Origin of the sequence: Sphingobium salicis subsp. salicis, assembly GCF_049472635.1 — a bacterium.
GTDB lineage: Bacteria > Pseudomonadota > Alphaproteobacteria > Sphingomonadales > Sphingomonadaceae > Sphingobium > Sphingobium yanoikuyae_A.
Genome location: NZ_JAYRCS010000001.1, coordinates 207,842 through 232,519, shown reverse-complemented (window position 1 = coordinate 232,519; position 24,678 = coordinate 207,842). Strand labels below are relative to the sequence as shown.

Annotated in this window: 18 protein-coding genes; 6 read left to right on the top strand and 12 right to left on the bottom strand. The window is 65.9% G+C overall.

Annotated features, from left to right (window positions below):
* Positions 1–98: 98 nt before the first annotated feature.
* From VHN57_RS01105 to VHN57_RS01085, 5 genes are all read left to right on the top strand, one after another.
* The gene (locus tag VHN57_RS01105) at positions 99–1,901 is read left to right on the top strand and encodes an IlvD/Edd family dehydratase (protein WP_278986292.1); all 1,803 of its coding nucleotides are present in this window, start codon (positions 99–101) and stop codon (positions 1,899–1,901) included.
* A 154-nt stretch (positions 1,902–2,055) separates the two neighbouring features.
* Positions 2,056–3,633: an aldehyde dehydrogenase (NADP(+)) gene (locus VHN57_RS01100; RefSeq protein ID WP_097382389.1), complete on the top strand. Its 1,578-nt coding sequence runs from the start codon at positions 2,056–2,058 to the stop codon at positions 3,631–3,633.
* Entirely contained in the window at positions 3,630–4,610 is a 981-nt protein-coding gene (gene araD1 / locus VHN57_RS01095; protein WP_423282375.1) for an AraD1 family protein, read from the top strand. Before VHN57_RS01100 ends, araD1 begins: the two co-directional genes overlap by 4 nt.
* Entirely contained in the window at positions 4,607–5,530 is a 924-nt protein-coding gene (locus tag VHN57_RS01090; protein WP_278986288.1) for a Gfo/Idh/MocA family protein, read from the top strand. The genes araD1 and VHN57_RS01090 overlap by 4 nt, the downstream gene beginning before the upstream one ends.
* A 16-nt stretch (positions 5,531–5,546) precedes the next feature.
* The gene (locus VHN57_RS01085) at positions 5,547–6,299 is read left to right on the top strand and encodes a FadR/GntR family transcriptional regulator (protein WP_278986286.1); all 753 of its coding nucleotides are present in this window, start codon (positions 5,547–5,549) and stop codon (positions 6,297–6,299) included.
* On the opposite strand, the gene qhpE is transcribed toward VHN57_RS01085, so the two are convergent.
* From qhpE to VHN57_RS01040, 9 genes are all read right to left on the bottom strand, one after another.
* Entirely contained in the window at positions 6,300–6,974 is a 675-nt protein-coding gene (gene qhpE, locus VHN57_RS01080) for a subtilisin-like serine protease QhpE (protein ID WP_278986285.1), read from the bottom strand.
* Positions 6,967–8,667 (bottom strand): ABC transporter ATP-binding protein, encoded by a 1,701-nt coding sequence (locus tag VHN57_RS01075; RefSeq protein WP_423282373.1) that lies wholly within the window; start codon positions 8,665–8,667, stop codon positions 6,967–6,969. The genes qhpE and VHN57_RS01075 overlap by 8 nt, the downstream gene beginning before the upstream one ends.
* Positions 8,664–9,683 carry a hypothetical protein gene (locus VHN57_RS01070; protein WP_423282371.1) on the bottom strand — a complete coding sequence of 340 codons (1,020 nt, stop codon included), beginning with the start codon at positions 9,681–9,683 and terminating at the stop codon, positions 8,664–8,666. The genes VHN57_RS01075 and VHN57_RS01070 overlap by 4 nt, the downstream gene beginning before the upstream one ends.
* Positions 9,680–10,771, bottom strand: coding sequence for a YncE family protein (locus VHN57_RS01065; RefSeq protein WP_278986101.1), 1,092 nt, complete (start codon positions 10,769–10,771; stop codon positions 9,680–9,682). The genes VHN57_RS01070 and VHN57_RS01065 overlap by 4 nt, the downstream gene beginning before the upstream one ends.
* Before the next feature lie 8 nt (positions 10,772–10,779).
* Complete coding sequence (gene qhpC, locus VHN57_RS01060; RefSeq protein WP_017501471.1) at positions 10,780–11,160, bottom strand: quinohemoprotein amine dehydrogenase subunit gamma; 381 nt, start codon at positions 11,158–11,160, stop codon at positions 10,780–10,782.
* Positions 11,157–12,605, bottom strand: coding sequence for a quinohemoprotein amine dehydrogenase maturation protein (gene peaB / locus VHN57_RS01055; protein ID WP_278986099.1), 1,449 nt, complete (start codon positions 12,603–12,605; stop codon positions 11,157–11,159). The genes qhpC and peaB overlap by 4 nt, the downstream gene beginning before the upstream one ends.
* Positions 12,602–14,338 carry a quinohemoprotein amine dehydrogenase subunit alpha gene (peaA, locus tag VHN57_RS01050; protein ID WP_278986098.1) on the bottom strand — a complete coding sequence of 579 codons (1,737 nt, stop codon included), beginning with the start codon at positions 14,336–14,338 and terminating at the stop codon, positions 12,602–12,604. The genes peaB and peaA overlap by 4 nt, the downstream gene beginning before the upstream one ends.
* Before the next feature lie 176 nt (positions 14,339–14,514).
* On the bottom strand, positions 14,515–16,698 hold the full coding sequence (locus VHN57_RS01045; protein WP_423282367.1) for a xanthine dehydrogenase family protein molybdopterin-binding subunit: 2,184 nt from the start codon (positions 16,696–16,698) through the stop codon (positions 14,515–14,517).
* Positions 16,695–17,162, bottom strand: coding sequence for a (2Fe-2S)-binding protein (locus VHN57_RS01040; protein ID WP_048938979.1), 468 nt, complete (start codon positions 17,160–17,162; stop codon positions 16,695–16,697). The genes VHN57_RS01045 and VHN57_RS01040 overlap by 4 nt, the downstream gene beginning before the upstream one ends.
* A 188-nt stretch (positions 17,163–17,350) precedes the next feature.
* On the opposite strand from VHN57_RS01040, the gene VHN57_RS01035 reads away from it, so the two are divergent.
* Entirely contained in the window at positions 17,351–19,177 is a 1,827-nt protein-coding gene (locus VHN57_RS01035) for a DUF885 domain-containing protein (RefSeq protein ID WP_423282365.1), read from the top strand.
* Positions 19,178–19,247: 70 nt separating this feature from the next.
* On the opposite strand, the gene VHN57_RS01030 is transcribed toward VHN57_RS01035, so the two are convergent.
* The 3 genes from VHN57_RS01030 to VHN57_RS01020 form a co-directional block, all read right to left on the bottom strand.
* Positions 19,248–21,419 carry a TonB-dependent siderophore receptor gene (locus tag VHN57_RS01030; RefSeq protein ID WP_278986095.1) on the bottom strand — a complete coding sequence of 724 codons (2,172 nt, stop codon included), beginning with the start codon at positions 21,417–21,419 and terminating at the stop codon, positions 19,248–19,250.
* A gap of 324 nt (positions 21,420–21,743) precedes the next feature.
* The gene (locus VHN57_RS01025; protein ID WP_107917655.1) at positions 21,744–22,511 is read right to left on the bottom strand and encodes an energy transducer TonB; all 768 of its coding nucleotides are present in this window, start codon (positions 22,509–22,511) and stop codon (positions 21,744–21,746) included.
* Positions 22,512–22,515: 4 nt separating this feature from the next.
* Positions 22,516–24,609 (bottom strand): TonB-dependent receptor domain-containing protein, encoded by a 2,094-nt coding sequence (locus tag VHN57_RS01020; protein ID WP_278986094.1) that lies wholly within the window; start codon positions 24,607–24,609, stop codon positions 22,516–22,518.
* Positions 24,610–24,678: the final 69 nt, after the last annotated feature.

The following is a 24,678-nucleotide window of genomic DNA, read 5'->3' as shown; positions in this document are numbered from 1 at the left end:
TCCTTCTCTTTGTATCCTTGAAAAGTTATTTGTCTGAGTATATCGGAGAGGCAAGCGCGTCAACGTGCCAAGCCTTTTCAAAGTGTCAGGATGCCCACATGAGCGATTCGTCCAAGCCTACTCCCAAGCTGCGTAGCCGCGCCTGGTTCGACAACCCAGACAATATCGACATGACCTCGCTCTATCTGGAGCGCTACCTGAACTTCGGCCTCAGCCTTGAGGAACTGCGCAGCGGCAAGCCGATCATCGGCATCGCCCAGACCGGCAGCGACCTGTCGCCCTGCAACCGTCATCACCTCGTGCTGGCCGAGCGCATGCGCGAAGGCATCCGCGAAATGGGCGGCATCGCGCTCGAATTCCCGGTCCACCCGATCCAGGAAACCGGCAAGCGCCCGACCGCCGGCCTTGACCGCAACCTCGCCTATCTGGGCCTGGTCGAAGCCATGTATGGCTATCCGCTCGACGGCGTGATCCTGACCAGCGGCTGCGACAAGACCACCCCGGCGCTGCTGATGGCCGCCGCCACCGTCAACATCCCGGCGATCGCTTTGTCGGTCGGCCCGATGCTCAATGGCTGGCACAAGGGCGAGCGCACCGGTTCGGGCACGATCGTCTGGCATGGCCGCCAGCTGCTGGCCGCCGGCAAGATCGACGATGAAGGCTTCATCAAGCTGGTCGCCTCGTCGGCTCCCTCGACCGGCTTCTGCAACACCATGGGCACCGCCAGCACCATGAACGCCCTCGCCGAAGCGCTGGGCATGATGCTGCCGGGCAGCGCGGCGATCCCCGCCCCCTATCGCGACCGCCAGGAAGCCGCCTATCGTACCGGCAAGCGCATCGTCGAAATGGTGCATGAGGACTTGAAGCCCTCCGACATCATGACGCTCGACGCCTTCCACAACGCCATCGTCGCCAACTCGGCGATCGGCGGGTCGACCAACGCGCCGATCCACCTGGCCGCCATCGCCCGCCACATGGGCGTCGACCTGCCGCTCAAGGATTGGGAAACCGTCGGTCACAAGGTGCCGCTGCTGGTCAACATGCAGCCGGCCGGCGAATATCTGGGCGAGGATTATTACCGCGCCGGCGGCCTGCCCGCCGTCATCAGCCAGCTGATCGACCAGGGCCTGATCAAGGAAGGCGCGATGACCGTCAATGGCAAGACCATGGGCGAGAATTGCAAGGGCGTGGAGATCGAGGATGAAAAGGTCATCCGTCCCTTCGGCCAGCCGCTCAAGCAGGAAGCCGGCTTCCTGGTGCTGACCGGCAACCTGTTCGACGAAGCGGTCATGAAGACCAGCGTCATCAGCGAAGAATTCCGCATGCGCTATTTGTCGAACCCCGACGATCCCGAAGCCTTTGAAGGCCCGGCGGTCGTGTTCGACGGTCCGGAAGATTATCACCACCGCATCGACGATCCGTCGGTCGGCATCACCGCCGACACTTTGCTGTTCATGCGTGGCGCCGGCCCGATCGGCTATCCCGGCGCGGCCGAGGTCGTGAACATGCGTCCGCCGGCCTATCTGATCACCGAAGGCGTGTCCGCCCTGCCCTGCATCGGCGATGGCCGTCAGTCGGGCACGTCGGGCAGCCCCTCGATCCTCAACGCTTCGCCCGAAGCGGCGGCGATGGGCGGCCTCGCGCTGCTGGAAACCGGCGACCGCGTCCGCATGGACCTGAAGAAGGGCGTGGTGAACGTTCTGATTTCCGACGAGGAACTGGAAGCCCGCCGGGCCAAGCTGGTTGCCGATGGTGGCTACAAATACCCCGCCTCGCAGACCCCCTGGCAGGAAATCCAGCGGTCGGTCGTCGGTCAGATGAACACCGGCGCGATCCTGGAAGGCGCGGAGAAATATCAGCGCATCGCCCAGACCATGGGCCTGCCGCGCGACAACCATTAATCATCAGAGCCGTCAACGGCGCGTCATTCAAAGGAGGCAACAGGACGTAATTTCCGTGCAGCGATGCTCGAAATTGCGTCCCCTCGTCCCCATCTGATGGGCGCGCCGTTCCGGCAAATATTACCCCCTTTCCACGACATTTCGGGAGATATCCATGTTCAACGGAGCCATTCTGGTCGGTGCTGCCGAGCGCACCGGTGGTGAGCCCTTCTTCGCGGTCGATCCGTCGACCGGCGCCAAGGGCGACGTCGCCTTCCACAACGCCTCGACCGCCGATGTCGCCGACGCCTGCGCGCTGGCCGACAGCGCGTTCGAGGGCTTCTCGACCCTGTCTCCCGAAACCCGCGCGGCCTTCCTGGAAGCCGTGGCCGACCAGATCATGGAAATCGGCGACCTGCTGATCACCACCGCCATGAGCGAAACCGGCCTGCCGCGTGGCCGCCTGGAGGGCGAGCGTGGCCGCACCGTCGGCCAGCTGCGCCTGTTCGCTTCCTATGTCCGCCAGGGCGACTGGCTCGACGTCACCATCGACAAGGCGCTGCCGGAACGCACCCCGCTGCCCCGCAGCGACCTGCGCCGCGTCAACCATGCCGTCGGCCCGGTCGCCGTGTTCGGCGCGTCCAACTTCCCGCTCGCCTTCTCGGTCGCGGGTGGTGACACCGCATCGGCCTTCGCCGCCGGCTGCCCGGTCGTCGTGAAGGGCCACCCGGCCCACCCCGGCACCGGCGAACTGGTCGCCCGCGCCATTGCCGCCGCGGTCAAGGCCAGCGGCCTGCATGAAGGCGTCTTCTCCTACCTGCCCGGCACCACCAATGATCTGGGCGGCGCGCTGGTCGCCGATCCCCGCATCAAGGCGGTCGGCTTCACCGGTTCGCGCGGCGGCGGCATTGCGCTGATGAAGATCGCCGCCAACCGCGAAGAGCCGATCCCGGTCTATTCGGAAATGTCGTCGATCAACCCGGTCGTGCTGCTGCCGGGCGCCCTCGCGGCCCGCGCCGAAGCGCTGGGCACTGCCTTCGTCGGTTCGCTGAGCCTCTTCGCTGGCCAGTTCTGCACCAACCCCGGCATGGTGATCGCGCTCGACAGCCCCGATCTCGACCGCTTCGTCGCTTCGGCGGCAACGGCCCTGTCGGCCAACCAGCCCCATGTCATGCTGACGCCGGGCATCCACGCCGCCTATGAAAAGGGCGTCGAGGCACTGGCCGGCGCGGAAGGCGTCACCACCGTGGCGCGCGGCGCCGAAGCCGAAGGCGTGAACCTGGCCCAGTCGGCCTTGTTCGCCACCAGCGGCGAACAGTTCCGCACCAACCCGGCGCTGTCGCATGAAGTGTTCGGTTCCTCGTCGATCCTGGTGAAGTGCGCCACGATCGAGGAAGTGATCGCCACCATCGCCCAGATGGAAGGTCAGCTGACCGCCACGCTGCAGATGGACGAAAGCGACAATGACAATGCCGCCAAGCTGCTGCCGACGCTGTCGCGCAAGGTCGGCCGCGTGCTTGCCAATGGCTGGCCGACCGGCGTCGAAGTGACCCATGCCATGGTCCATGGCGGTCCCTTCCCGTCGACCTCGGACGGCCGCACCACCTCGGTCGGCACGCTGGCCATGATGCGCTTCCTGCGCCCGGTCTGCTATCAGGACGTCGTCGACGCCGTGCTGCCGCCGGCGCTGCAGGCGGCCAACCCCTGGAAGCTCAACCGCCGCATGGAAGGCAAGCTGGAGCTGGCGCAGTGACCGTCATTTCGCTGGTTCAGTTCAACGAGGGTGGCGCGCGCGGCGTCGCTGCCCTCGACCAGACCGGCGCGGCGAAGCGGGTGACGGGCGCAAGCTCCACCCGCCAGCTGGCGCTGGACGCGATCGCGGCGGGCCAGGGCCTGGCCGCCTTTGCGGCAGGCAAGCTGGGCGATACGGTGGACCTGTCCACCGTCGCCCTGCTGTCGCCGATCGACCATGAGGATGCGGCGCATCTGCTGGTCGCCGGCACCGGGCCGACCCATCTCGGCTCGGCCGAAGGCCGCGACAAGATGCACAAGGCCGCCACCTCGGGCGACCTGACCGATAGCATGCGCATGTTCCTGATGGGCGTCGAGGGCGGCAAGCCCGCCGATGACGGCATCGGCGCGCAGCCTGAATGGTTCTACAAGGGCGACGGCCAGATCCTGGTCGATCCGGGCCAGGACTTCACCATGCCGGCCTTTGCCGAGGATGGTGGCGAGGAGCCCGAAGTTGCCGGCATCTACCTGATCGACGCCGACGGCACGCCGGTCCGCCTGGGCTTTGCGATCGGCAATGAATTTTCCGATCACATCACCGAACGCGGCAATTATCTGTGGCTCGCCCACTCCAAGCTGCGCCAGGCCTCGCTCGGCCCGGAACTGCTGCTGGGCGACCTGCCGCAGGATCTGCGCGGCACCAGCCGCATCGTCCGCAATGGCGAGACGGTGTGGGAAAAGCCGTTCCTGTCGGGTGAGACCAACATGTCGCACACGATCGCGAACCTGGAGCATCATCATTTCAAATATGGTCTGTTCCGCCGTCCCGGCGACATTCATGTCCATTTCTTCGGCACCGCCACCCTCTCCTTCTCCGATGGCTTCGCCACGCAGGAAGGCGATGTGTTCGAGGTCGAGGCCAAGCCCTTCACCCTGCCGGTCCGCAATGGCCTCACGCGCGCAGCGGACGAGGGCAAGACCAAGGTAAAGGCGCTATGAGCATCAAGGCCGGCCTCGTAGGCCTGGGCAAGATCGCCCGCGACCAGCATCTGCCCGCGATCGCCAAGATCGACGGCATCGATCTGGTCGCCGTCGCCAGCCGCAACGCGCAGGGCGAAGGGGTGAACAATTATCCCGATCTCGGCGCGATGCTGGCGGGCGAGCCCGACATGGACGCCGTCATCCTGTGCCAGCCGCCGCAGGTCCGCTATCAGGCGGCCCGTCAGGCGATCCTGGCCGGCAAGCATGTCTTCCTGGAAAAGCCGCCGGGCGCGACCGTGTCGGAAGTGGATGCGCTGATCGCACTGGCCAAGGCGAATGGCGTCACCCTCTATGCCAGCTGGCACAGCCGCTATGCCGCCGCCGTCGCCCAGGCCAAGGAGTGGATGGCATCGCGCACGGTCGAGCGCATCTCGATCCAGTGGCGCGAGGATGTCCGTCACTGGCATCCGGGCCAGCCCTGGATCTGGGAAGCGGGCGGCTTTGGCGTGTTCGATCCGGGCATCAACGCCCTGTCGATCCTGACCGAAATCGTTGCCGAGCCGATCACCCTGCTGTCGGCCGAACTGGAAGTGCCGTCCAACAAGCAGGCGCCGATCGGCGCCACGCTGGCGATGGCGACCGCTTCGGGTGCGCCGATCGATACCGTGTTCGACTGGCGCCAGACCGGTCCCCAGACCTGGGACATCGCGGTCGAAACCAGCAATGGCAAGCTGCTCCTGTCCGAAGGCGGCAACACGCTGACGCTGGACGGCGAAGTCCAGTTGAAGGCGCCGGACGAGGAATATCCGACCATGTATCGGCGCTTCGTCGGGCTGGTGGCGGACAAGGCGATCGACGCCGACACCGCACCGCTGCGCCTGGTGGCCGATGCCTTCCTTTGTGGCCGGCATTGTCCTACGGCTGATTTTGAGGACTAAATTCAACGGAGGTAGAATGGGGAGCGAGCGCAAGGACGGACCGGAACGCAAGTTCGCGTCGGACGAAGGCTCGCTCCGCATTCATCAGGCGATCGCCCGCGACATGGGCACCGCCATCCTGACCGGCAAGCACAAGCCCGGCGACCTGTTCGAGGGCGAGATCGAGGCGTCGGAACGCCTTGGCGTATCGCGCACCGCCTATCGCGAGGCGATCCGCATCCTGATCGCCAAGGGCATGCTGGAAAGCCGCCCCAAGGCCGGCACCCGCGTCCTGCCGCGTGCACGCTGGAACGTGCTCGACCCCGAAATGCTCGCCTGGATGTTCGCCGGCGAACCCGACCGCGCCTTCATCCGCGACCTGTTCGAGCTGCGCGGCGTGATCGAGCCGGCCGCCGCCGAATTTGCCGCGCGCCGCCGCACCGACGATCAGCTGGCGATCATGGACGCGGCGCTGGCCGAGATGGAACGCTATGGCCTGTCCACGCCCGAGGGGCGCGCCGCCGACCAGCGTTTCCACAATGCGATCCTCGCCTCCACCCATAATGACGCGCTGGAGGCACTGGCCAGTTCGGTCGGCGCGGCGGTCAGCTGGACCACCACCTTCAAGCATCGCAAGAAGCTGTTGCCGCGCGATCCCCTGCCCGATCATCAGGCGGTGCATCGCGCCATCGCCGCGCGCGATACGGCCGCCGCGCGCAACGCCATGGCCGAACTGCTGCGCCTGGCCTTTGCCGACATGGATATTGCGCTCAGCGAACCGGGCGTCTGATCAACCTGCCTCTGCGCGGGCGCCGGCCGGCATCCAGCGGGCCAGCCCCGCCCGCCCCTGCCGCGCGATCAGGCCGGTCATGTTGGCGACAGCGAAACTGACACCATGGAGATTGCGGCGCTGGGGCACGCCGGGGATCGGCCGGGGATGGCCCGACGCGAAGGCCAGCCCCGCCCGCAGTCGAAAATCGTCACGCGGACAATCCCAGTCGAGGCTGACGCCCAGCACCATATCCAGACTACCGGGATAGCAGGGCGTGCCGTCATTATCGCGCGCCGCCACGATCAGGATGCCGGCCGCCAGCGCACGATCCGCCGCTGACGCGAACGCCTCGCCATGGGCCGGATTGACCGTGCCGAGGCTGAGGTTGATGAGGTCCACCCGTGCCGCCACCGCCCGGTCGATCGCCGCGACCAGCGCCCGCGCCGTGGTGCTGAGCGCATCATGAAACACCCGGATCGGCAGGCAGAGCGCATCGGGCGCCTGATCCTGGATCGCGGCGGTCACGGCGGTGCCATGGCCAAGCCGGTCACCTGTGTCAGCTTCGCTGTCACGCCCATCCCTGGCAATGGCATAGCCGGGCAACAGCCGAGCGGCATCGATATGGGGATGATCGGGATGGACGCCGCTGTCGATCACGGCGATGCGCAGCGCATCAGGCGGCAGATCAGGCATGAGCCGGCTCGGGCTGTTGCGCCACCTGCGCCTGCCCGTCGATGATCGTCACGATCCGGTCGGCGATCCGCGCCAGGGCCGGCTTGTGGGTGATGAGAATGATCGTCGCTTGCGGTAGCGCACCGCGCAGCCGCTGCGCCACCAGTGCCTCGGTCTCGCCATCCAACGCCGATGTCGGTTCGTCCAGGATCAGCACCGATGGCCGGCGCAGCAGCGCGCGGGCGATGACGATGCGCTGCCGCTCACCCGCCGACAGTGCCAGCCCGCGCTCGCCGGTGCGGGTGTCCAGCCCCTCGGGCAGGCGCGCCAGGAACGCGTCCAGCCCGGCGGCATGGGCGGCGGCCTCGATATCCTCGATGCGCACATCCGGCAGGGCAAAGCCGATATTGGCGGCGATACTGTCATTGAACAGCCAGGGCGACTGGTCGACCAGCATCACCTCGCGCCGCAGGTCGTCGAGCCGCAAGTCGCGCAGATCATGCCCGTCGAGCAACAGGCGCCCGCCGGTCGGATCGGCATGCCGCACCATCAGGTCGGCCATGGTCGACTTGCCGACGCCGCTCGGCCCCAGGATCGCGCAGATGCTGCCGGCGGATATGGTCAGGTCCATGTCACGCAGCACCGGATCGCGATCATAGCGCATCGCCACCTGTTCGAAGCGGATGTCGCCGCGCACCCGGCCGATCGGCGCGGCATCGGCGCGCTCCTCGACATCGGGCCTTGTATCGAACAATTCGAAGATCCGCCCTAGCGACACCCGCGCCGATGCCAGTCCCGACGTCAGCCCCATCAACGTCTGGATCGGCGACAAGAGCCGCATATGATAGGTCATGAAGGCGACGAGCGTGCCGATGCTCATGTCGCCCTCGATGATCCGCCAGCCGCCATAGAGGATCACGGCGGAGGTCGCCCCAGTCATCAGCGTGCCCGGCAGCGCCCCGGTCATGTAGGAGGCGACCTGCATCCGCAGCATCGCGCCGACAAAGGCGTCATTCTTCGCCTTGAAGCGCCCGACCTCATACTCGCCGGCGCGCAGCGCGGTGACGACGCGCATCCCCATCACCGTATCGACCAGCAGGCTGCCCAGATCCGCGCCCCGTTCCCGCATGTCGCGGGTCAGCGCGGTCAGCCGCCGCTGATAATGAGTGAAGGCCACGAGGCTGGCGGGCACCAGCAGCACGCCGACCAGGAACAGCCGCCAGTCGAGCCAGAGCATCATCGCGACGCAGCCGATGAAGAAGAGCAGGTTGCTGACCACCGAGAGCAGGGTGTCGGACGCGATCCGCTGCACGTCGCTCACATCGCTGTTCATCCGCGAGACTAGGTCGCCCAGCCGGAAACTGGCATAGAAGCGCGGCGACAGCGTCTGGAGGTGACGCAGCAGCGCGGCGCGCATGTCATAGAGCATCGCCGCCGACAGCCGGACATAGCGATAGCTCGCGAGGATGTTGACGCCGAACCCCAGTATCGTGACCGTAATCATGATGCCGGCGATCCGCCACAGCGCGCCCATGTCCCGCTGCAGCAGCGCCTGATCGATCATCAGCTTGGACAGATAGGGTTGGGCGAGACCGAGCGCGGTCGACAGAACACTGATCGCCAGCACCAGCAGCAGCCCGCGCCGATAGGGCCGGATATAGGGGAGTAGCCGGCGATAGCTGCGCCATTCAGCGACCGGTGCAGGCGCGCTCATGCCGCCGCCCGCCGCGGCACCAGCCGCAGGCCGTGCAGCGCATATTGCGGCTCGGGCAGCTTAGCCAGCAGCCCGGTACACCAGTGATGCCCCTGCATCAGCGCCTCATGCTGGGTGCGCCACCACTCGCCCCGGCCGCCATCGGCGTAAAATTGGGCACAGAGCAGCAGATGCCGGCGCATCGCCGCGATCAGCATCGCCTGATAATGGCCGAGCAGCGCAGCCCGGTCGCCGCCTTGCGCGATGCCCGTCAGCACCGCGCTGGCCAATATCGCCTCGCGCACCGACTGGGCGGTGCCGTCGCCGCAGATCGGATCGAAGCCGATCGCCGCGGTGCCACAGGCCAGCCAGTCGTCGCCGACCAGCGGCAGATGCAGCCGCGGCGCGGCGAGAAAGGGGCGCGACGATCCCCCGATCGGATCGACAACCGGCGCGATCAGCCGGCTCTGTGCCAGCAGCGCGTCGATTTCGCCACCGACGCCCAGCAGCCAGCCCTCGCCCCCGTTCGCCGGCACCAGGAACAGCCAGCCGCTCTCGACCGCCTCGACCCGCCCTTCTTCACGGCAGGCCGGATCGCGCAGCCGCACACGGGCGGCGACGGCGTGACGCTCCCCAAAGACATGCAGCTCGCCCATCGGCAGCGGCGGCGCGGCGTGGATGGTGAAATCGGGCGCGGCCATCGGCGTTTCCTCCGACACCCCAAGCGCGGCCTGCACCCGTTCCTCCGATGCCAGCACGGCCTCATGCGGCACCAGCACCGGCGCGCCGCCCCCGGCGACCAGCCGGCGGCGCACGCGCGGGGCATCCGCGAACAGGTCCGGCCGGGCGAACAGATCGCGCATCAAGGCCAGCGCCGCCTCGCTCAGCAACAGGCTGGGCACGGGCGGGCGATGGGCGGGCTCCTGTCCGACGCAAAGCCCCGCCCCTTTGAGCAGATGCGCGCAGGCATTGGCGGCCATCCCGCTGCCCCGGATGGCCACGGCCATCGGAGTGTCGGGACAGCCGGCACGGGTCACGGCACCGCCACCATGCCGGCGCCGGTCGCGTCATTGCCCAGATCCCAGGTGGCTTCCAGCTTCAGCGTCTTCGCGTCATAGACCTCGATATCGAAGCTGGCGCCGTAGATATAGAGCTTGGCCCCATCCATCGACATGCCGAAGCGGAAGCGCGATCGGCAGGGGAATTCCGCCTTGTCCACCACCGCGTTGGTGGAAAGGTCCATGTGCCAGAATTCGCACCGTTTCGATCCCAGCGTGCCGTTGGTCACCACCGTGTAGGCCTGCTTGCCGTCGGGCGTGATTTCCAGGCCCGCCATGGCAGCCGGCGCCGGGCCGATCGGGGTGAAGTCGAACTGGCGGCTGTTGAGGTCGAACCGGGCCAGGCCGAACATCTTGCTGTGGATATAGGGGTCGGCCGCGTTGAACAGCGACACATATTGGCCGGGCGTCCGCAGCGTTTCGAGCGATCCGCCAAAGCCGACATTCTCCAGCCCCGTACCTTCGGGCCGGGCGAGGTCGATGCGGTCCGTCGCCTTCAATGTCGCGGTGTCGATGACAATCACCTTCTCGCCAAAGGCGTAGAGATATTTGCCGTCGCCCGACACCTTGAAAGCGACGCGAAAGCCGCCGATCGCCTTTTCATCCTCCTTCTCGATCTCGGCGGTGCGCACCAGCTTGCCGAGCTTCAGGTCCACCACGCCATAGAGCGGCTTGCTGACCTTGTAGCGGTCCATTTCCTTGTCGATCCTGGTGATGATCGTGTAGAAATAGCGGCCCGCCGGGTCCGCAACGCCGCCATAGAAGCGCACCCGATTGGGGCCGTCGTTCAGGCTGAACTTGCTCACCACCTGCCGGCTGGCGGCGTCGATCACCTCGATCCCGCTGGTGGTGATGGTCGACACATAGATGCGCTTGCCATCGTCCGACAGGCTCATGGCGGTCGGCAGACCGGTGTCCAGCTTGATCTTCTGCGTCACCGTACCCTTGCCCTCGTCAAAGACCAGCAGGACGTCGGGATAGGCGCCCATGAACAGGGTCGCCGCATGGGTGGGGATGGTCGCCAGCGCGGCAAGGCCCGCCGCCAGGACATAACGGAGTTTCTGCATCGCACGCCTCATGGGAATACCAGGTCGAGATTTCGCCAGTCCTTGGTCGCGGTGGCGCAGTTGCTGGCCCAGTCGGGCGAATAGTTCACATGATCGGGCACCTGCACCGGCCAGAAGCAGGTGACGTAGCAGTCATAGATGTCGCGCTCGACCGGCTGGCACAGCCCCGCCGTGCCGCCGCCCGCATCCACTTCCCAGCCAGGCGAGAAGGACAGGGTGCAGCCCATCGGCACATGCGGACGCGGCGCCTGTTGCAGGGCGACGACATCCTCCTCCATGTCGGATGGCGTCGCGCCAGACGCGGCGGCGGCCTCGATCGCCGCCTCCATCTGCGTCACGGCGTCGTCGATCCGCCGCGCCTTTTTGTTGATGGCACGAAGATGCTTCATGACAGCCCCTTTCGTTCAGCGAAATGCTCCAGGAAGCCGGGGTTCTTCACCGCCAGCTCGCCATAGATATGCAGGCAGGTATCGGTCCATTGCCGGATCCAGTCGCAATAATGGAGATTGGCGTGGCCGGTGTCGCCATAGCGGACGAACGCCTCATGGTGGCAGCCGCCGGCGCACAGCGGCCGCGCCCAGCAGCTCTGGCAATCATATTTGGCGCCGACATGGCCGCGGCTCAGGAAATCGCCCTGCTTGGCCCGGTCGATGCCGCTCGACACATGGCCCATCACATGGGTGTCGGCGTCGGTGAAGCGGTGGCAGGGCGACAGGTCGCCCGACGGGCTGACCCCCATCAGCCCCATGCCCGCACCGCAGGGATGCGATTTGTTGACGCCCGAAATCAGCTCGCTGATCGTCTCGCTGACATTGGTGAAGCCATGGACCTGCCCGCGCAGCGCGAACTCCAGCCACTCCTGCGCCAGCAGGTTGAACTGCGCCAGCACGCTGTCCATGCCGTCGGCATCGATCGAATAGGCCCGCGTCTCCCCCGTGGTCACCGGCGCGAAACCGACCTCGTGAAAGCCCAGATCATCCTTCAGATGCCGGAAGATGCGCACGACATCGGTCACGCCCTCGGTCAGGGTGACGCGGGCAGTGACGGCACGGGTGCGATGATGGGCGATCAGCGTGCGCAGCCGCGGCTCGATCACCGCATAGCTGCCATTGCCATTCTTGTAGACGCGATGCTTGTCCTGCAACTCCGGCGGACCGTCCATCGACACGGTCACGCCGACCCGGTTGTCCGACAGGAAGGTGACGATCTCCGGCGTCAGCAGCGTGGCATTGGTGGTGAGGCTATAGGTGATCCCCTTGCCCGCTGCCGCCGTCGCGCCATTGGCATAATCGACCACATCGCGCAGAAGCTTGAAATTCATCAAGGTTTCGCCGCCGAAGAAGGTGATATGCACCGACGGACGATGGGCCGCTTCGGCGATCAGCAGGTCGACCGACGCCCTGGCTGTCTCCAGCGTCATATATTTGGGCTTGCCGGCCGGCGTTGCGATCTTGTCCGCGCCGAACTCATAGCAATAGGTGCAGGCAAGGTTGCACTGGTTGGTGATGTTGAGCACCAGCGCCTGCAACGGGAAATCGGCCGGCGGCGCTTCGGGCACCGACACCGGCGCCGCGCCCAGATGGATCAGCTGCGCCGCGCGCAACTCCCGCACCAGCGCCTCCGCCCCGGCCAGGTCGCCGTCTTCGCCCGCCAGTTCGCGGACCAGCGCGGCATGGCTCAGCTCCCGGCCGTCGAGCCGGTCGAGCACGGCCTGCACCTGCGCATCGATCTCGAAGATAGCGCCGGCGCTCACCAGATAGACGAAGTCGCTGCCGCCGGCGGCAAAGCCATGATATTCGGCGCGGCGATAGGCGGGGGCCTGCATGACGGTCATCGCGACACCTCCGGCTGGTCGAAGCGCTGATACATGGGCACGGTCACGACCAGATAGGACCGAGCACTCAGGGGCTTGCCGAATTTATCCTTTTCCGCCTTCGCCGTGGCGACGACCCAGACCTCGCCATAATTGTTGCGGCTGAACCGACGTTCGGGATTGGGGCCTTCCAGCCCCGGCGTGAAGAAGGCGGTGGGGCTCAAGGCCCCGACATATTTCATGTCGTCATCATAATAGACCGACATGAATTCCTGCATCGACCAGGTCGCGTCGACCGGGCCGATCGCGACATCGTCGCCAGTGTTCGGCTTGCCATCCAGACCATTATCGTAACCGATCGCCTCGAACTGCTGGTATCCCTTGGCGAACTTGGTGCCGCCCAGCCGCGCCAGGCTCGTTTCCGGCGTGACCTTGAGATAATCGACCTTGCGATAGACCGGGAACGCCTTTTCCAGCACCGCGCCGCCAATGCCGACATCGCGCTGGCCAGCCGCCGCACCATCTGTGACATCGACGCTCAGCACCGCCTTGCCCGGCGTCGCCGACACGACCCTGGCGACGGTGACACCCGCGCCCAGGTCGACGTCCGCCGCCGCCAGAGACGCCGGCAGATTATGGCCCCAGATGGTGACATCAACGCCCTTCGCCCCGGCCTTCACCGCGCCCGGCGTCACCGCCAATATGGCCGGCGCGGCGGTCGCGCGGACCAGTTTCACGTCATAGCCGAATTCCTGATATTCGCCCCAGAACCAGCGCCCTTCGGCGCGCTGCTGGTCGGGCGCGAACCACATCGTCTCGCGCGCCGGACTGCCCAGGTCATCGGGTTTCCCCGGCGTCGCGCCGCCCCTGGACGAGCCGCGCCAGCTATAGCCGGAATAGACAAGGCCGGTGCCACTGCGGCTGATGGTCGCGCCGTTGGCGAGCGAGGTGAGCGACGCGCTGGTCTTGAACTCGTCGGCCGCCGCGCCCGGTGCCACCGTCATCGTGCCGACGAAGCGCCCCTGCCCCGGCACCGACGCCACCACCAGCCAGTCGCCCGCCAGCCGCGGCGCGCGCAGGCGCGAGCTCCAGGCGGCCCATTCGGGCGTATGCAGCCCTGCCACCTTGGGCAAATAGGTCAGCGCATATTCGCCGCGCGTCATCTTGTCCTTGGGGTCGCGGCCGGCGGGCTGCTCGCTATCCTCGGCCGGGCGGCGATATTGGGCATCCGCCTGCGAATAGAGGGCAACATGCAGATCCTGCAGCGTCTTCCATTCCAGCTTCGACCGGCGCCAGGACAGGGGCTGGGCAAAGGCATGGCAACTGGCGCAGGCGCCGCGCATCGTCTCGTTGGGCATCACTTCGTCGATGATCCGCTTTTCGGGCAGATACATGACCGGCCGCGCCTCCTCCGGCGCCAGCCCGTGCGAGGCAGAGAGCGACTTGATGACCGCGCGCGATTCCTCGGGGGTGATGGGGAGGCCATTGAGGCGCACCATCCGCTTGATCGCCTGCGCCCAGCCCTCCGGCGTGGTGCGCACCCAACTGATGCGGGACAGGTTGCCCTTGGCATCGGGCGCATGACAGCTGCCGCATTTTTCCTGGACCAGCGGATCGGTGACGGGGATGCCCTCCTCCGTCTCCTTCATCGTGGCGCCGTCGGAACCGCCATCCGCCCCGCTACCCCCTTGGGCCAGCACAACCGACGCAGAGAACAACGCCAACAGACCGAACTTCACCGGAAGCTGCTTCACCCTGATGTCCCCCTTTGGCGTCCGGTCTTTTGCCCTGGACGCGGCCCAATCTCAGGCGGGGGCTTTTTTGCCCCTCTGACCGGCATGACGGATGACGCCATGTCGATCCGCCATCAGATTCTTGACGATCATCAAGATTTTTCAGACCAAGTAAAGAGGGGGTCGGAAAACAGGGTTCAGGCGAACATCTCCGGCACGATCGGCAGGGTGCGGATGCGCTTGCCGGTGGCGGCGTGCAGCGCGTTGACCAGCGCCGGGATCACCGGTGGCAGCGCCGGCTCGCCCATGCCGGTCGGGGGATAATCGGTCTTCACGAACTCGACGATGATCTGCGGCGTATCGGGGATGCGCTGCAACGGATGGGTGTCGAAATTGGCCTGTTCAACCGCACCGGCCACCTGCGTGATCTTCTGCCCGGCCAGTGCCTGGCCCAGCCCCTCGATCACCGACCCCTGCGCCTGGTGCAGCGCATTCATCGGGTTGATGATCTGGCTACCGACATCGCCCGCGACCCACACGGTCGCGACCTTCGGCATGCCGTCGACCAGCGCCACCTCCAGCACCTCGGCGAAATAGCCCATATGGCTATAGTAAAAGGCAAAGCCCTTGCCCCGTCCCTTGGGTAATTTCCCGCGATCGGCCCAACCGCTCATCACCACCACCTTCTCGATCACGCCCCTGGCGCGGCCGGTGACGAAGGGCGGCGCATTGGGGCCGCGCGGCAATTCGCGCGGTTCGCCCAGCAATTCCAGCATCAAAGTCGGCAGATCCTTGCCCGCCGCCTGCGCCACTTCGTCCAGGAAAGCCTGGGTGACGAAGGCCAGCGCGTTGGAGCCGGGCGCGCGCAGCCAACCGGTCGGCATGTTGGTGGCAAGGAAACTCTGTTCCAGCAGCACGGTGTCGATCAGGCCGGCGGGAATTTCGGTCGCCGGCATCTCGGCCGAGCGCACCGGCTTGCCGTCCTTGCCGAAGGTCACGAAATGATCGTGAAAGGCGGTCATTTTCCTGCCCTTGTCCAGCGCCGCGCGAAACCCGTGCCAGCCGGCCGGGCGGTAGAAGTCGCGCTGGATGTCCTGCTGCCGGTTATAGAGCAGCTTCACCGGCACGCCGGGCAATTGCGCCGCGATCGCCGCTGCCTGCACCATATAATCGTTCATCAGCCGCCGGCCGAAGCCGCCACCGATGCGGGTGAAATTGATGCGGATCTTTTCCGGCGGCAGGTTCAGCGCCTTGGCCACCAGCCCGCGCCCGCTTTCCGGATTCTGCGTCGGCGCCCAGATCTCGATCGCGCCATCCTTGAACAGGGCGGTGCAATTCTGCGGCTCCAGCGTGCCATGCGCCAGGAAGGGATAATCATATTGCGCGCTGACTGTCTTTGCCGCCCCGGCAAAGGCGGCATCCACATCCCCGGCGCGGACGATGTCGCCATCGGCCTTGCCCTTCAGCCGTTCGGCCGCCTGCGCGGCATAGCCCTCGGTCGAAAAGCCGCTCACCGCGCCCATGTCCCATTCGATCTTCAGCGCCTCGCGCGCCTGGTTGGCGCTCCACCAGCTTGACGACAGGATGGCGACGCCGTCGAACAAGGATTCCGGCGTGCCGTCGCCCTTGATCGTCAGCACATGGGCCACGCCCGGCAGTGCCTTCACTTCGTCCAGATTGGCCGATTGGAACGTCCCGCCAAAGGCCGGGCAGGTTTCCAGCACGGCGTAGAGCATGCCGGGCAGCTTGAAATCGATCCCGAACAGCGGCTTGCCCGCAACGATCGCGGGCGTATCGACGCCGCCGATCGACTGGCCGATGATGCGGAAATCCTTCGGGTCTTTTAGCGTCAATGTCGCCGGATCGGGCGCGGGCTGCCGCGCCGCGGCGACGGCGAGCGCGGCATAGCTGATGCTCTTGCCCGATGCGGGATCGCTCACCTTGCCGCTGCCGGTCTTCAATGCCGCGGGCGCCACGCCCCATTGCTGCGCCGCCGCCGCGACCAGCATCGCGCGCGCGGCGGCACCGGCCTTGCGCGTCGGCAGCCATTCGCGCGGCGTCGTGCGACTGCCACCCGCGCTCTGCCCGCCGAATATCTTCTGGTCGGCATGGGTCTGCTCGATCGTCACCTGCGCCCAGTCGACGTCCAGTTCCTCGGCGATCAGCATCGGCAGCATGGTCTTGGCGCCCTGCCCGATCTCGGCATTTTTCGCGCCGATGATGACGCGATTGTCGGGCAGGATGCGCACGAAGGCGGTCAATATCTGCGGCGCGCCCTCGGCCGCGCCGGCCAGCGGAATGTTGAGGTCGAACAGCAAGCCACCGCCCGCAACCAGCGAGGCGCTCAGGAAGCGGCGGCGCGACAGGATCGGCGCGTTCATGCCTTCGCTCCCGCTCTGGCCGCATCCTTGATCGCGGCGCGGATGCGAACATAGGTGGAGCAGCGGCAAAGATTGCCCATCATCGCCGCGTCAATATCCTCGTCACTGGGATCGGGCGTGGTCGCCAGCAGCGCGCTCGCGCTCATGATCTGCCCGGCCTGGCAATAGCCGCATTGCGGCACGTCCAGCTTGACCCAGGCGTCCGATATCCGCTTGCCCGCATCGCTCTGCGCCACCGCCTCGATCGTGGTGATCGCCATGCCCTGCGCCTCGCCGATCGGCGTCTGGCAGGCGCGCGCCGGGCTGCCGTCGATATGCACGGTGCAGGCGCCGCACAGCCCCGCGCCACAACCGAACTTGGTGCCGACCATGTCCAGATCCTCGCGCAGCGCCCACAGCAAAGGCTTGGCCGGATCGGCCTCCACCGATCGTGTCTGTCCATTGACCTTGAGACTGATCGCCATCGCCCTACCCCCGCTCAACCTTTGATTGTCGCGCGCAAAATAGATGGCAGAAAGGCACGGCCTGTCCAGAGGCTTCGAGGAGAGCTACCCAAGCCCCGGAAAAGCGATCGCTTTCGCAAGGCCCGGCTTGACTTGGCGCCCGCGCGCCTGTCTCTCCCTGTCCACCCCTATTCGCGACAGGAATTGCCATGACCGTCCGTATCTCGCTCGCGCTGCTCCTTGCCCTCGGCGCCTCCGCCCCGATCCTGGCCCAGGCGCCTACCGCTGCGCCCGCCTCGGCGACCGCACAGGAAGACAAGGCACTGCTCGCCTTCCTCGACCAGGCGTTCGACCAGCAACTGGCGCTCAGCCCGGAATCGATGACCAGCCTTGGCCTCAAGACCGACTATGGCAAGCTGGACGATTATAGCGAACGGGCCGACGCCCGCAGCCTGGCGCTGCAGGAGCAGCAGTTGGCCGAATTGCATCGCCGCTTCTCGCCCGAACGGCTCGGCCCCTCCGCGCGCCTCAGCTATCGCCTGTTCGAGGCACAGGTGGCGACAGCCAAGCAGCAGGCACCCTTCGCCAAATATGCCTTCCCCGTGTCCACCAATGGCAGCCCCGCGGGCAACATCCCGGTCTTCCTGATCAACGAGCATCGCGTCGACAGCGTCGCCGATGCCCAGGCCTATATCGCCCGCCTGCGCGACAGCGAGCGGGTGATGAACGAGGTCGCGACCAAGATGCGCGATCAGGCGGCGCAGGGCATCGTCCCGCCCAAGATGGTGTTCGCCCCCGCCCGCGCAGACGCGAAGAAGGTGATCAGCGGCGCGCCCTTCGATCAGGGGCCGGACTCGACCCTGTTCGCCGATTTCAAGAAGAAGGTCGGCGCGCTCAAGGCATCGGATGCTGAGAAGGCCAAGCTGATCGCGGACGCACAGGCGGCGTTGACCGGCCCCTTCGCCAAAGGCTTCCAGACCCTGTTCGCCACGCTCGATGCGATCGAACCCAAGGCCAAGGGCAATGACGGCGCCTGGAGCCTGCCGGGTGGCGAGGCCTATTATAATGCCCGCCTCGCCTTCTACACCACCACCAGCCTCAACGCCGATCAGATCCACCAGATCGGCCTCGATCAGGTGAAGGCGATCCGGGCGGAAATGGAGGCGGTGAAGGCGCGGATCGGCTTTGCCGGATCACTGACCGATTTCTTCCAGGCGCTGCGCACCGATCCCAAGTTCAAATATCCCAATGATGCCGCCGGCCGCGAAGCCTATCTGGCGGACGCCCGCGCCGCCATCGCCCAGACCATGGATGCCGCGCCGCGCTTCTTCCGCGTCCTGCCCAAGGCGAAGCTGGAGGTGCGCGCGGTCGAGGCCTGGCGCCAGGAAACCGCCTCGGTCGCCTTCTACAACCAGCCCGCGCCCGACGGATCGCGCCCCGGCATCTTCTACGTCAACCTTGCCGACATGAATCAGGTGCAGAAGCCCCAGGTCGCGGCGATCGCCCATCATGAAGGCGCGCCGGGCCATCATTTCCAGATCGCCCGCGCGCAGGAACTGCCCGACCTGCCCAAATTCCGCCGCTTCGGCTATTATGGCGCCTATACCGAAGGTTGGGGCCTCTATAACGAGCGCCTGGCCAAGGAAATGGGCGCTTATCAGGATCCCTATTCGGAATTCGGCATGCTCTCGCTGCAGATGTGGCGCGCGATCCGCCTGGTCACCGACACCGGCCTGCATGCCAAGCGCTGGACGCGCGAACAGGCGATCCAGTATTTCCGCGACAATGCGCCCCTGTCGGAACGCGACATCGTCAAGGAAGTCGATCGCTACATCAACAATCCGGGTCAGGCGACCAGCTACATGATCGGCCAGATCCGCATCGCCCAGCTGCGCAAGGACGCCGAACAGGCGCTCGGTCCCAAGTTCGACATTCGCGACTTCCATGAAGTGGTGCTGGCCAATGGCGCCCTGCCGCTCGACGTGCTGGGCGAACAGGTCCAAGCCTATATCGCGGCCACCAAGGCCAAGGGCTGAACCGCCCTACGCACCCGGCTTGTCCCACCAGCAGGGGGGCAGGCCGGGTGAAGGCAGCGCTCCCTGATCCTTACAGCGTGCCGCGCAGGGTGAACTTCACCGCGCGGGGTTCGCCGTAGCGGGCGCTGCCGAGATAGAGGCCGGAATAATAGGTCTTGTCGAAGATATTCTCGACATGGACCGACAGCGAGAGATGGTCGGTGAAGCGATAATTGGCCAGCAGGTCGACCACCGCCAGGCTGCCCTGACTATAGGTTTCGCCATTCGGTCCTTCGCCGTCGGCCGTGGTCTTGCCCTGCCATTCGACATTGCCGCCGATCGTCAGCGCGCTGAAATTGCCGGGCAGCGTATAGGCGCTGAACATCTTGAAGCTGTTCTTGGCGATCTGCGGCATCTGGCGCACGCCGTCGCGATCTTCCGCACGAGCATTGGCAAAGCCGCCGGCGATCCGCCAGCCGGGCAGGATTTCGCCCTTCACCTCCAGTTCGAAGCCCGACGACTTCATGCCCGACACCGCATGATAGGCCGAACTGCCATCGGGCGCGAAAATGCCGGGGCCGTCGGCCAGGGCATAATTATCCTGCTGCATCTTGAACACGGCGGCGGTAGCGCTGAGGCGGCCATCGAGGAAGTCGGCCTTGAGACCGGCTTCATAGGTATTGCCTTCAAGCGGGGCGATGACGTCGCCATCGACGGTGCGCGATGTTTGCGGCGTGAACACGCTGGCATAGCTGACATAGGCCGAGAGGGTCTTGGTAAAGTCCAGCACCAGGCCGGCATAGGGGGTGAAGACCGCCTTTTCATCAACCACTGGGGTCCAGACCTTGGGGCCGGTCATGTCCTGCGCATAGCTGTCCTGCTTCCACCAGGTGAGGCGGCCGCCGGCGATGATCGAGAGCGGGCCGATCGGCTTCAGCCGGGCGACGCCGGCAATCGAACTGGTCTCGATCCGGTTGCCGGCGGTGCCGCCCGATGGCGTCAGGTCGGGCTTGGCGACGTCACCGGTCGGGAAATAGCTATAGGCATTGATCGGATACATATAGTCGCTGCCACCCCACCAGCCGGGATAGGGCGTCTGGTCATCGTCGAAACGGGTGTGGCTCACGGTCAGGGCGACATGCTGTTCCTGGCCCAGTGCCTGGAACGCGCCGCGCAGATTGGCATAGACCGCGTCGAGCGTCAGGTCCGACGCCCAGCGGGTGGCGTAGAAGGTGCCGCCATCGCCGGTTTCCTTGTCGATCGCGGTGCCAAAGAAATAGCCGATCGTCTCGTCATAGGAGCCCGACTTGTGCTCGGCGTCGACCTGCAAATGCCAGTTGGCGTCGAAATCATGGGCGATCGAGGCGAAGATGTTGACGCTCTTGCGGCTGAAGTCGGACCAGTTGGCGCCGCCATTGGTGGAGCGGGCGAAATCGGTCTTCGTGCCGTCGGTGAAGAAGAGGGGCACGCCGCCGCGCGAGGCGCCTTCGTTGCGAAAATTCTGATATTCGATGCCGGCGGTCAGCAGGGTGCTGGGGCCCAGATCAGCCTCGATCACGCCATAGAGCGCCTGGCGCTTGGCATGTTCGCGGTCGATGAAAGTGTCGTTATCCTGCCAGGCTCCGGCGACGCGCGCGCGGATATGGCCGCTGGCGGTCAGCGCACCGCCGATATCGCCTTCCAGCCGGTACTTGTCCCAGGAGCCGATGGTCGCCGCGACCGTGGCGCTGAGGTCCGTACCGGGCCGCTTGCGGATCATGTTGATCGCCGCCGACGGCTCGCCGGTGCCGGTCATCATGCCGGCCGAACCGCGGATCACCTCGATCCGGTCATAGGCGATCATGTCGGCGGTATCTTCGGTGAAGCCATAGATATTCGACGGGCGGGCAACGCCGTCGACCAGATAATTCTGCACCGCAAAGCCGCGCGCGGTATAGTTAGTGCCGTCGGTGCCGAGCGCGCTGGAGCGGTTGGTCTGGATGCCGACGATCTGCTGCATCACTTCGGAAATGTCGGTCAGCCCCTGTTCCTGCATGCGTAGACTGTCGAGGCTGGTGACCGACTGGGGCGTTTCGCGGGCGGTGAGGTTGAGGCCGTTGGTCTCATTCTGGCCGGTAACGACGATCGAGTCCGGGGCGGGCGCGTTTGCATCAGGCTCGTCCGCGGGCGCCTGGGCCTGGGCGCTGGTGTTAGCCAGCAGCAAGCAGGCAGCGATCGACGCCGCGCCGTAGCGGACGAAATTCTTCTTCGATGCAAAGGACATAAGGCACTTCCCCCATATTTCGCCATGCCCTGAACATGGCGCCCTGGATGTTGGGGCTGCGCCTTAATGAGATTGATTTGCAAATGCAATGATTCGGAAACGAACTGATGCAAAATGTGCGTCGGGGCGCAATATGGCGCTATCGATCAGTCATGATGGCTGCCGGGATGAGTGGGCGATTGATGCCGGGACAGCTCCGGCCATTGCTTTCGCCTGCCTCTTCGCATCGCTGCACGGGATCGTTTCGCCCGGAGCCGCAGGCAAGCATAGTGAGGATGGGAAAAGGCAAGCTCCGCTTCTGGTCGTTACCAGATCATCCCCCCGCTACACCGGCAACACGAACTCCACCGGCGCGGTGAATTCGATGCGGTCGCCGGATATGTCGGACGGGGCCTTGGGATAGGGCGAGGCGCGGTGCAGCATGGCGGCGGCTTCCTCGTCGAGCGAGGCGCGGCCGGAACTGCTGATCACCCGCCCTTCGATCAGCATGCCGGCGCGGTCGATCACGAAGCGGACCTTCACCACCCCTTCCTCATGCCGCATCTTGGCGCGGCGGGGATAAATTTTGTGGGCATAGAGCCAGGAACGCACCCGCGCGGCATAGGCGCGACTGTTGCCGGCCGGGGCGTTGGCGTCCAGCCCGTCGGCAATGCCGCGCCGGGCCGGCGGCGCGCCGGCGCTGGCGGCCATGACTGGCGCCGCCCTGGCCGCGGGCTGCGATGACGGCGCTGCTGCGGCCGCCGGCGTGGACGGAGCAGCCGGCGCCACCGCGACGGGCAGCGACAATGCGGAAGGGATCGCCACCATCGGCGGCGGCACCGGCTGCGGCGGGCTGACCGGCGTTGGGGGCGGCGCCTGCGTCGGCACCGGAGCTTCGGGCTGCGCCGTCGCCTCCGCCGCCTCGGCCTGTTCCGCCCCCTGCTCCACGCCCTTCAGCGCCGCCAGCGACATGACGGTCAGTGCAGCCCCCTCCTCGCGCTTCGGCGCGCGGCCCATGCCCAGGTTCAGCAGCGCCGCGATCAGCAGCGCGTTGATCCCGAGCGAGGCCGCCGCCGGCCCCGTGACGCGAAAGGGACGCCGCACGCCCGTCATGGCGTCAGAAGGTGTTCGCCACGGTGAAGCGGAAGCTCTGTCCCTCGGCGGCGAGCGACGACAAATGGCGGCGATATTGCTTGTCGAAGATATTATCCATGGCGATGCGGAATTCGAAGCCCTTGGCCACGCCGCCCTGCGGCTTGAAGGCGAAGAACAGGTTGTGGACGCTGTAGCCCGGCGTCGCCAGGCCCGACCCGGCCGAGGCAAAGCTGCCCGGCGTCACCTTGTCCTGCCGCTCGGCAAATTCGCCGGTCCAGCCGCCCGACAGACCGCTCGCCACATCATTATAGCCCAGCGTCAGGCGATAGTCGTTCGCCGGGATGGTGTTGAGATAATCGCCGGTCAGCCGGTTCTTGCCATCGATGAAGCTGGCATTGCCGCGCGCATAGAAGCCGCCCATGCCATATTCGGCTTCCAGCTCGATGCCCTTGAAGCGCGACCGGTTGATATTCTGGAAATAGGGCGTGCCCGCCGCGGCCGAGACGTTGACGATCAGATCCTTGACGTCGTTCTGGAACAGGGTGGTCTTCGCGCGGAAGCGGTCATTCTTGCCCAGCATATCGTCGAAGGACAGAGTGAAGCCGGCTTCATAATTGTCCGATTTCTCGGGCTTCAGGTCCGGATTGTTCGGCCGGGTCGCGCTGCGGGTGAAGATTTCGTCGATATTGGGCATGCGCACGGTGCGCGCGACCGACCCGAACAGGCCGAACCAGGGCGTGATATTGTAGAGCGCCGCGACCTTGGGCGATACGCCACTATCCTTCACCTTGTCGGTCAAGACGGTGCCGCCGACCACCGTGTCGCCCGGCGTCAGGCGGGTCCAGTCGACGCGCACGCCCGGCATGATGGTCAGCTTGTCGGACCAGACGATCTCCAGCTGACCGAACAGGCCATAGCGGTCCATGTCGCCTTCGGGATGGGTGCCCGCGCCCGGCGTCACCGTGCCGTCGAAATTGACGCGCGGGTTGCGCCGTTCCTGCGTGCTCCACTGGCCGCCCAGGATCAGGAAGGTCGTCCAGTCGCCGCCCATGGCGAACTCGCTGGTATTCTGGACCTTGGCCTGCCAGCTTTCATAGGAGAAATCGGAATATTCCAGGTTCGCGCCCAGGAAGGTCGTCTCGGTCTGGTGGACCTTGGACAGCGAATAGGCGACCTGCGCCTCGACATTGAAGAATTTGCTGCCGTCAAAGTCGTTCACATAGCCCAGCACGGCGGTCTTGTCGTGGACCCGGCGACGCATCAGCGAACTGCCGGTGGCCGCCGAAATCTGGTCATAGACCTGCGGCGCGTCGCTGATCCAGTCCTGGTAGGACGCCCAGATCGCATGCTTCTTGTTGCCGCCGATCGCGACCCGGCCCTTGACCAGCCAGCTGTCGGATTCGGTGGCGGAAGCAGCGACGGTGTCGCCATTGCCGCTCTTGTAATCGTCGGTGCGGCGATAATTATAGCTGCCCAGCAGTTCGACGCCATCGACCGGCTCGGTCGCGACGATGCCCGACAGGGTATGGCCCTGCGCATTGGTTTCGGTCGCGCCCTTCAGGCGCACGGCCAGCTTGTCGCCGTCGCGCAGGAAGTCCGACGCATCCTTGGTGGTGAAGTTGATCACGCCCGCCAGCGCGCCCGCGCCATAGAGGGTGGAGGATGCCGGGCCGCGCAGCACCTCGACCCGCTTGTAGAGTTCGGGCTCGCTGAAGAAGGCGCCCATGCGATATTGTTCGTAGAATTTGGTGACGCCATCGACCGTCATCAGGATGCGGTTGTCGCTGTCGCCGATCGCCGTGCCCATGCCGCGAATGTTGAAGCCCTGGCCCAGCTGGCCGACGCCGCCCTGCACATTGACGCCCGGCATGCCTTCCAACAGGTCGCCGATCGTCGTCGCCTGCAGCTGGTCGATATCCTCCTGGTCGAGCGCGGTCACCGCCTGCGGCGTGTCCAGCGCGACCTTCTCGACGCCGGCGGAGATGATCATCCGGTCGAGCGCGAACTGCGAATCGCTCGCGACCGCAATGTCGTCACCCTGGTCCTGGGCCATTGCCGGCAACGGCAGTGCAATCAGCGCGGTGCCCAGCAGAAGCAGGGTCTTGGACTTGGTCATGAGAAATGCCCCCGTATCATTTGTTGCGGCGCATCACGCACCGGGTTGGCCGCTCTCTACCCGCATTAA

Bases quoted from the DNA above. Each gene is read 5' to 3' on its own strand.
- VHN57_RS01105 (WP_278986292.1), top strand. From the start codon at position 99: ATGAGCGATTCGTCCAAGCCTACTCCCAAGCTGCGTAGCCGCGCCTGG.
- VHN57_RS01100 (WP_097382389.1), top strand. From the start codon at position 2,056: ATGTTCAACGGAGCCATTCTGGTCGGTGCTGCCGAGCGCACCGGTGGT.
- VHN57_RS01090 (WP_278986288.1), top strand. From the start codon at position 4,607: ATGAGCATCAAGGCCGGCCTCGTAGGCCTGGGCAAGATCGCCCGCGAC.
- VHN57_RS01085 (WP_278986286.1), top strand. From the start codon at position 5,547: ATGGGGAGCGAGCGCAAGGACGGACCGGAACGCAAGTTCGCGTCGGAC.
- qhpE (WP_278986285.1), bottom strand. From the start codon at position 6,974: ATGCCTGATCTGCCGCCTGATGCGCTGCGCATCGCCGTGATCGACAGC.
- VHN57_RS01075 (WP_423282373.1), bottom strand. From the start codon at position 8,667: ATGAGCGCGCCTGCACCGGTCGCTGAATGGCGCAGCTATCGCCGGCTA.
- VHN57_RS01065 (WP_278986101.1), bottom strand. From the start codon at position 10,771: ATGCAGAAACTCCGTTATGTCCTGGCGGCGGGCCTTGCCGCGCTGGCG.
- qhpC (WP_017501471.1), bottom strand. From the start codon at position 11,160: ATGAAGCATCTTCGTGCCATCAACAAAAAGGCGCGGCGGATCGACGAC.
- peaB (WP_278986099.1), bottom strand. From the start codon at position 12,605: ATGACCGTCATGCAGGCCCCCGCCTATCGCCGCGCCGAATATCATGGC.
- VHN57_RS01045 (WP_423282367.1), bottom strand. From the start codon at position 16,698: ATGAACGCGCCGATCCTGTCGCGCCGCCGCTTCCTGAGCGCCTCGCTG.
- VHN57_RS01040 (WP_048938979.1), bottom strand. From the start codon at position 17,162: ATGGCGATCAGTCTCAAGGTCAATGGACAGACACGATCGGTGGAGGCC.
- VHN57_RS01035 (WP_423282365.1), top strand. From the start codon at position 17,351: ATGACCGTCCGTATCTCGCTCGCGCTGCTCCTTGCCCTCGGCGCCTCC.
- VHN57_RS01030 (WP_278986095.1), bottom strand. From the start codon at position 21,419: ATGTCCTTTGCATCGAAGAAGAATTTCGTCCGCTACGGCGCGGCGTCG.
- VHN57_RS01025 (WP_107917655.1), bottom strand. From the start codon at position 22,511: ATGACGGGCGTGCGGCGTCCCTTTCGCGTCACGGGGCCGGCGGCGGCC.
- VHN57_RS01020 (WP_278986094.1), bottom strand. From the start codon at position 24,609: ATGACCAAGTCCAAGACCCTGCTTCTGCTGGGCACCGCGCTGATTGCA.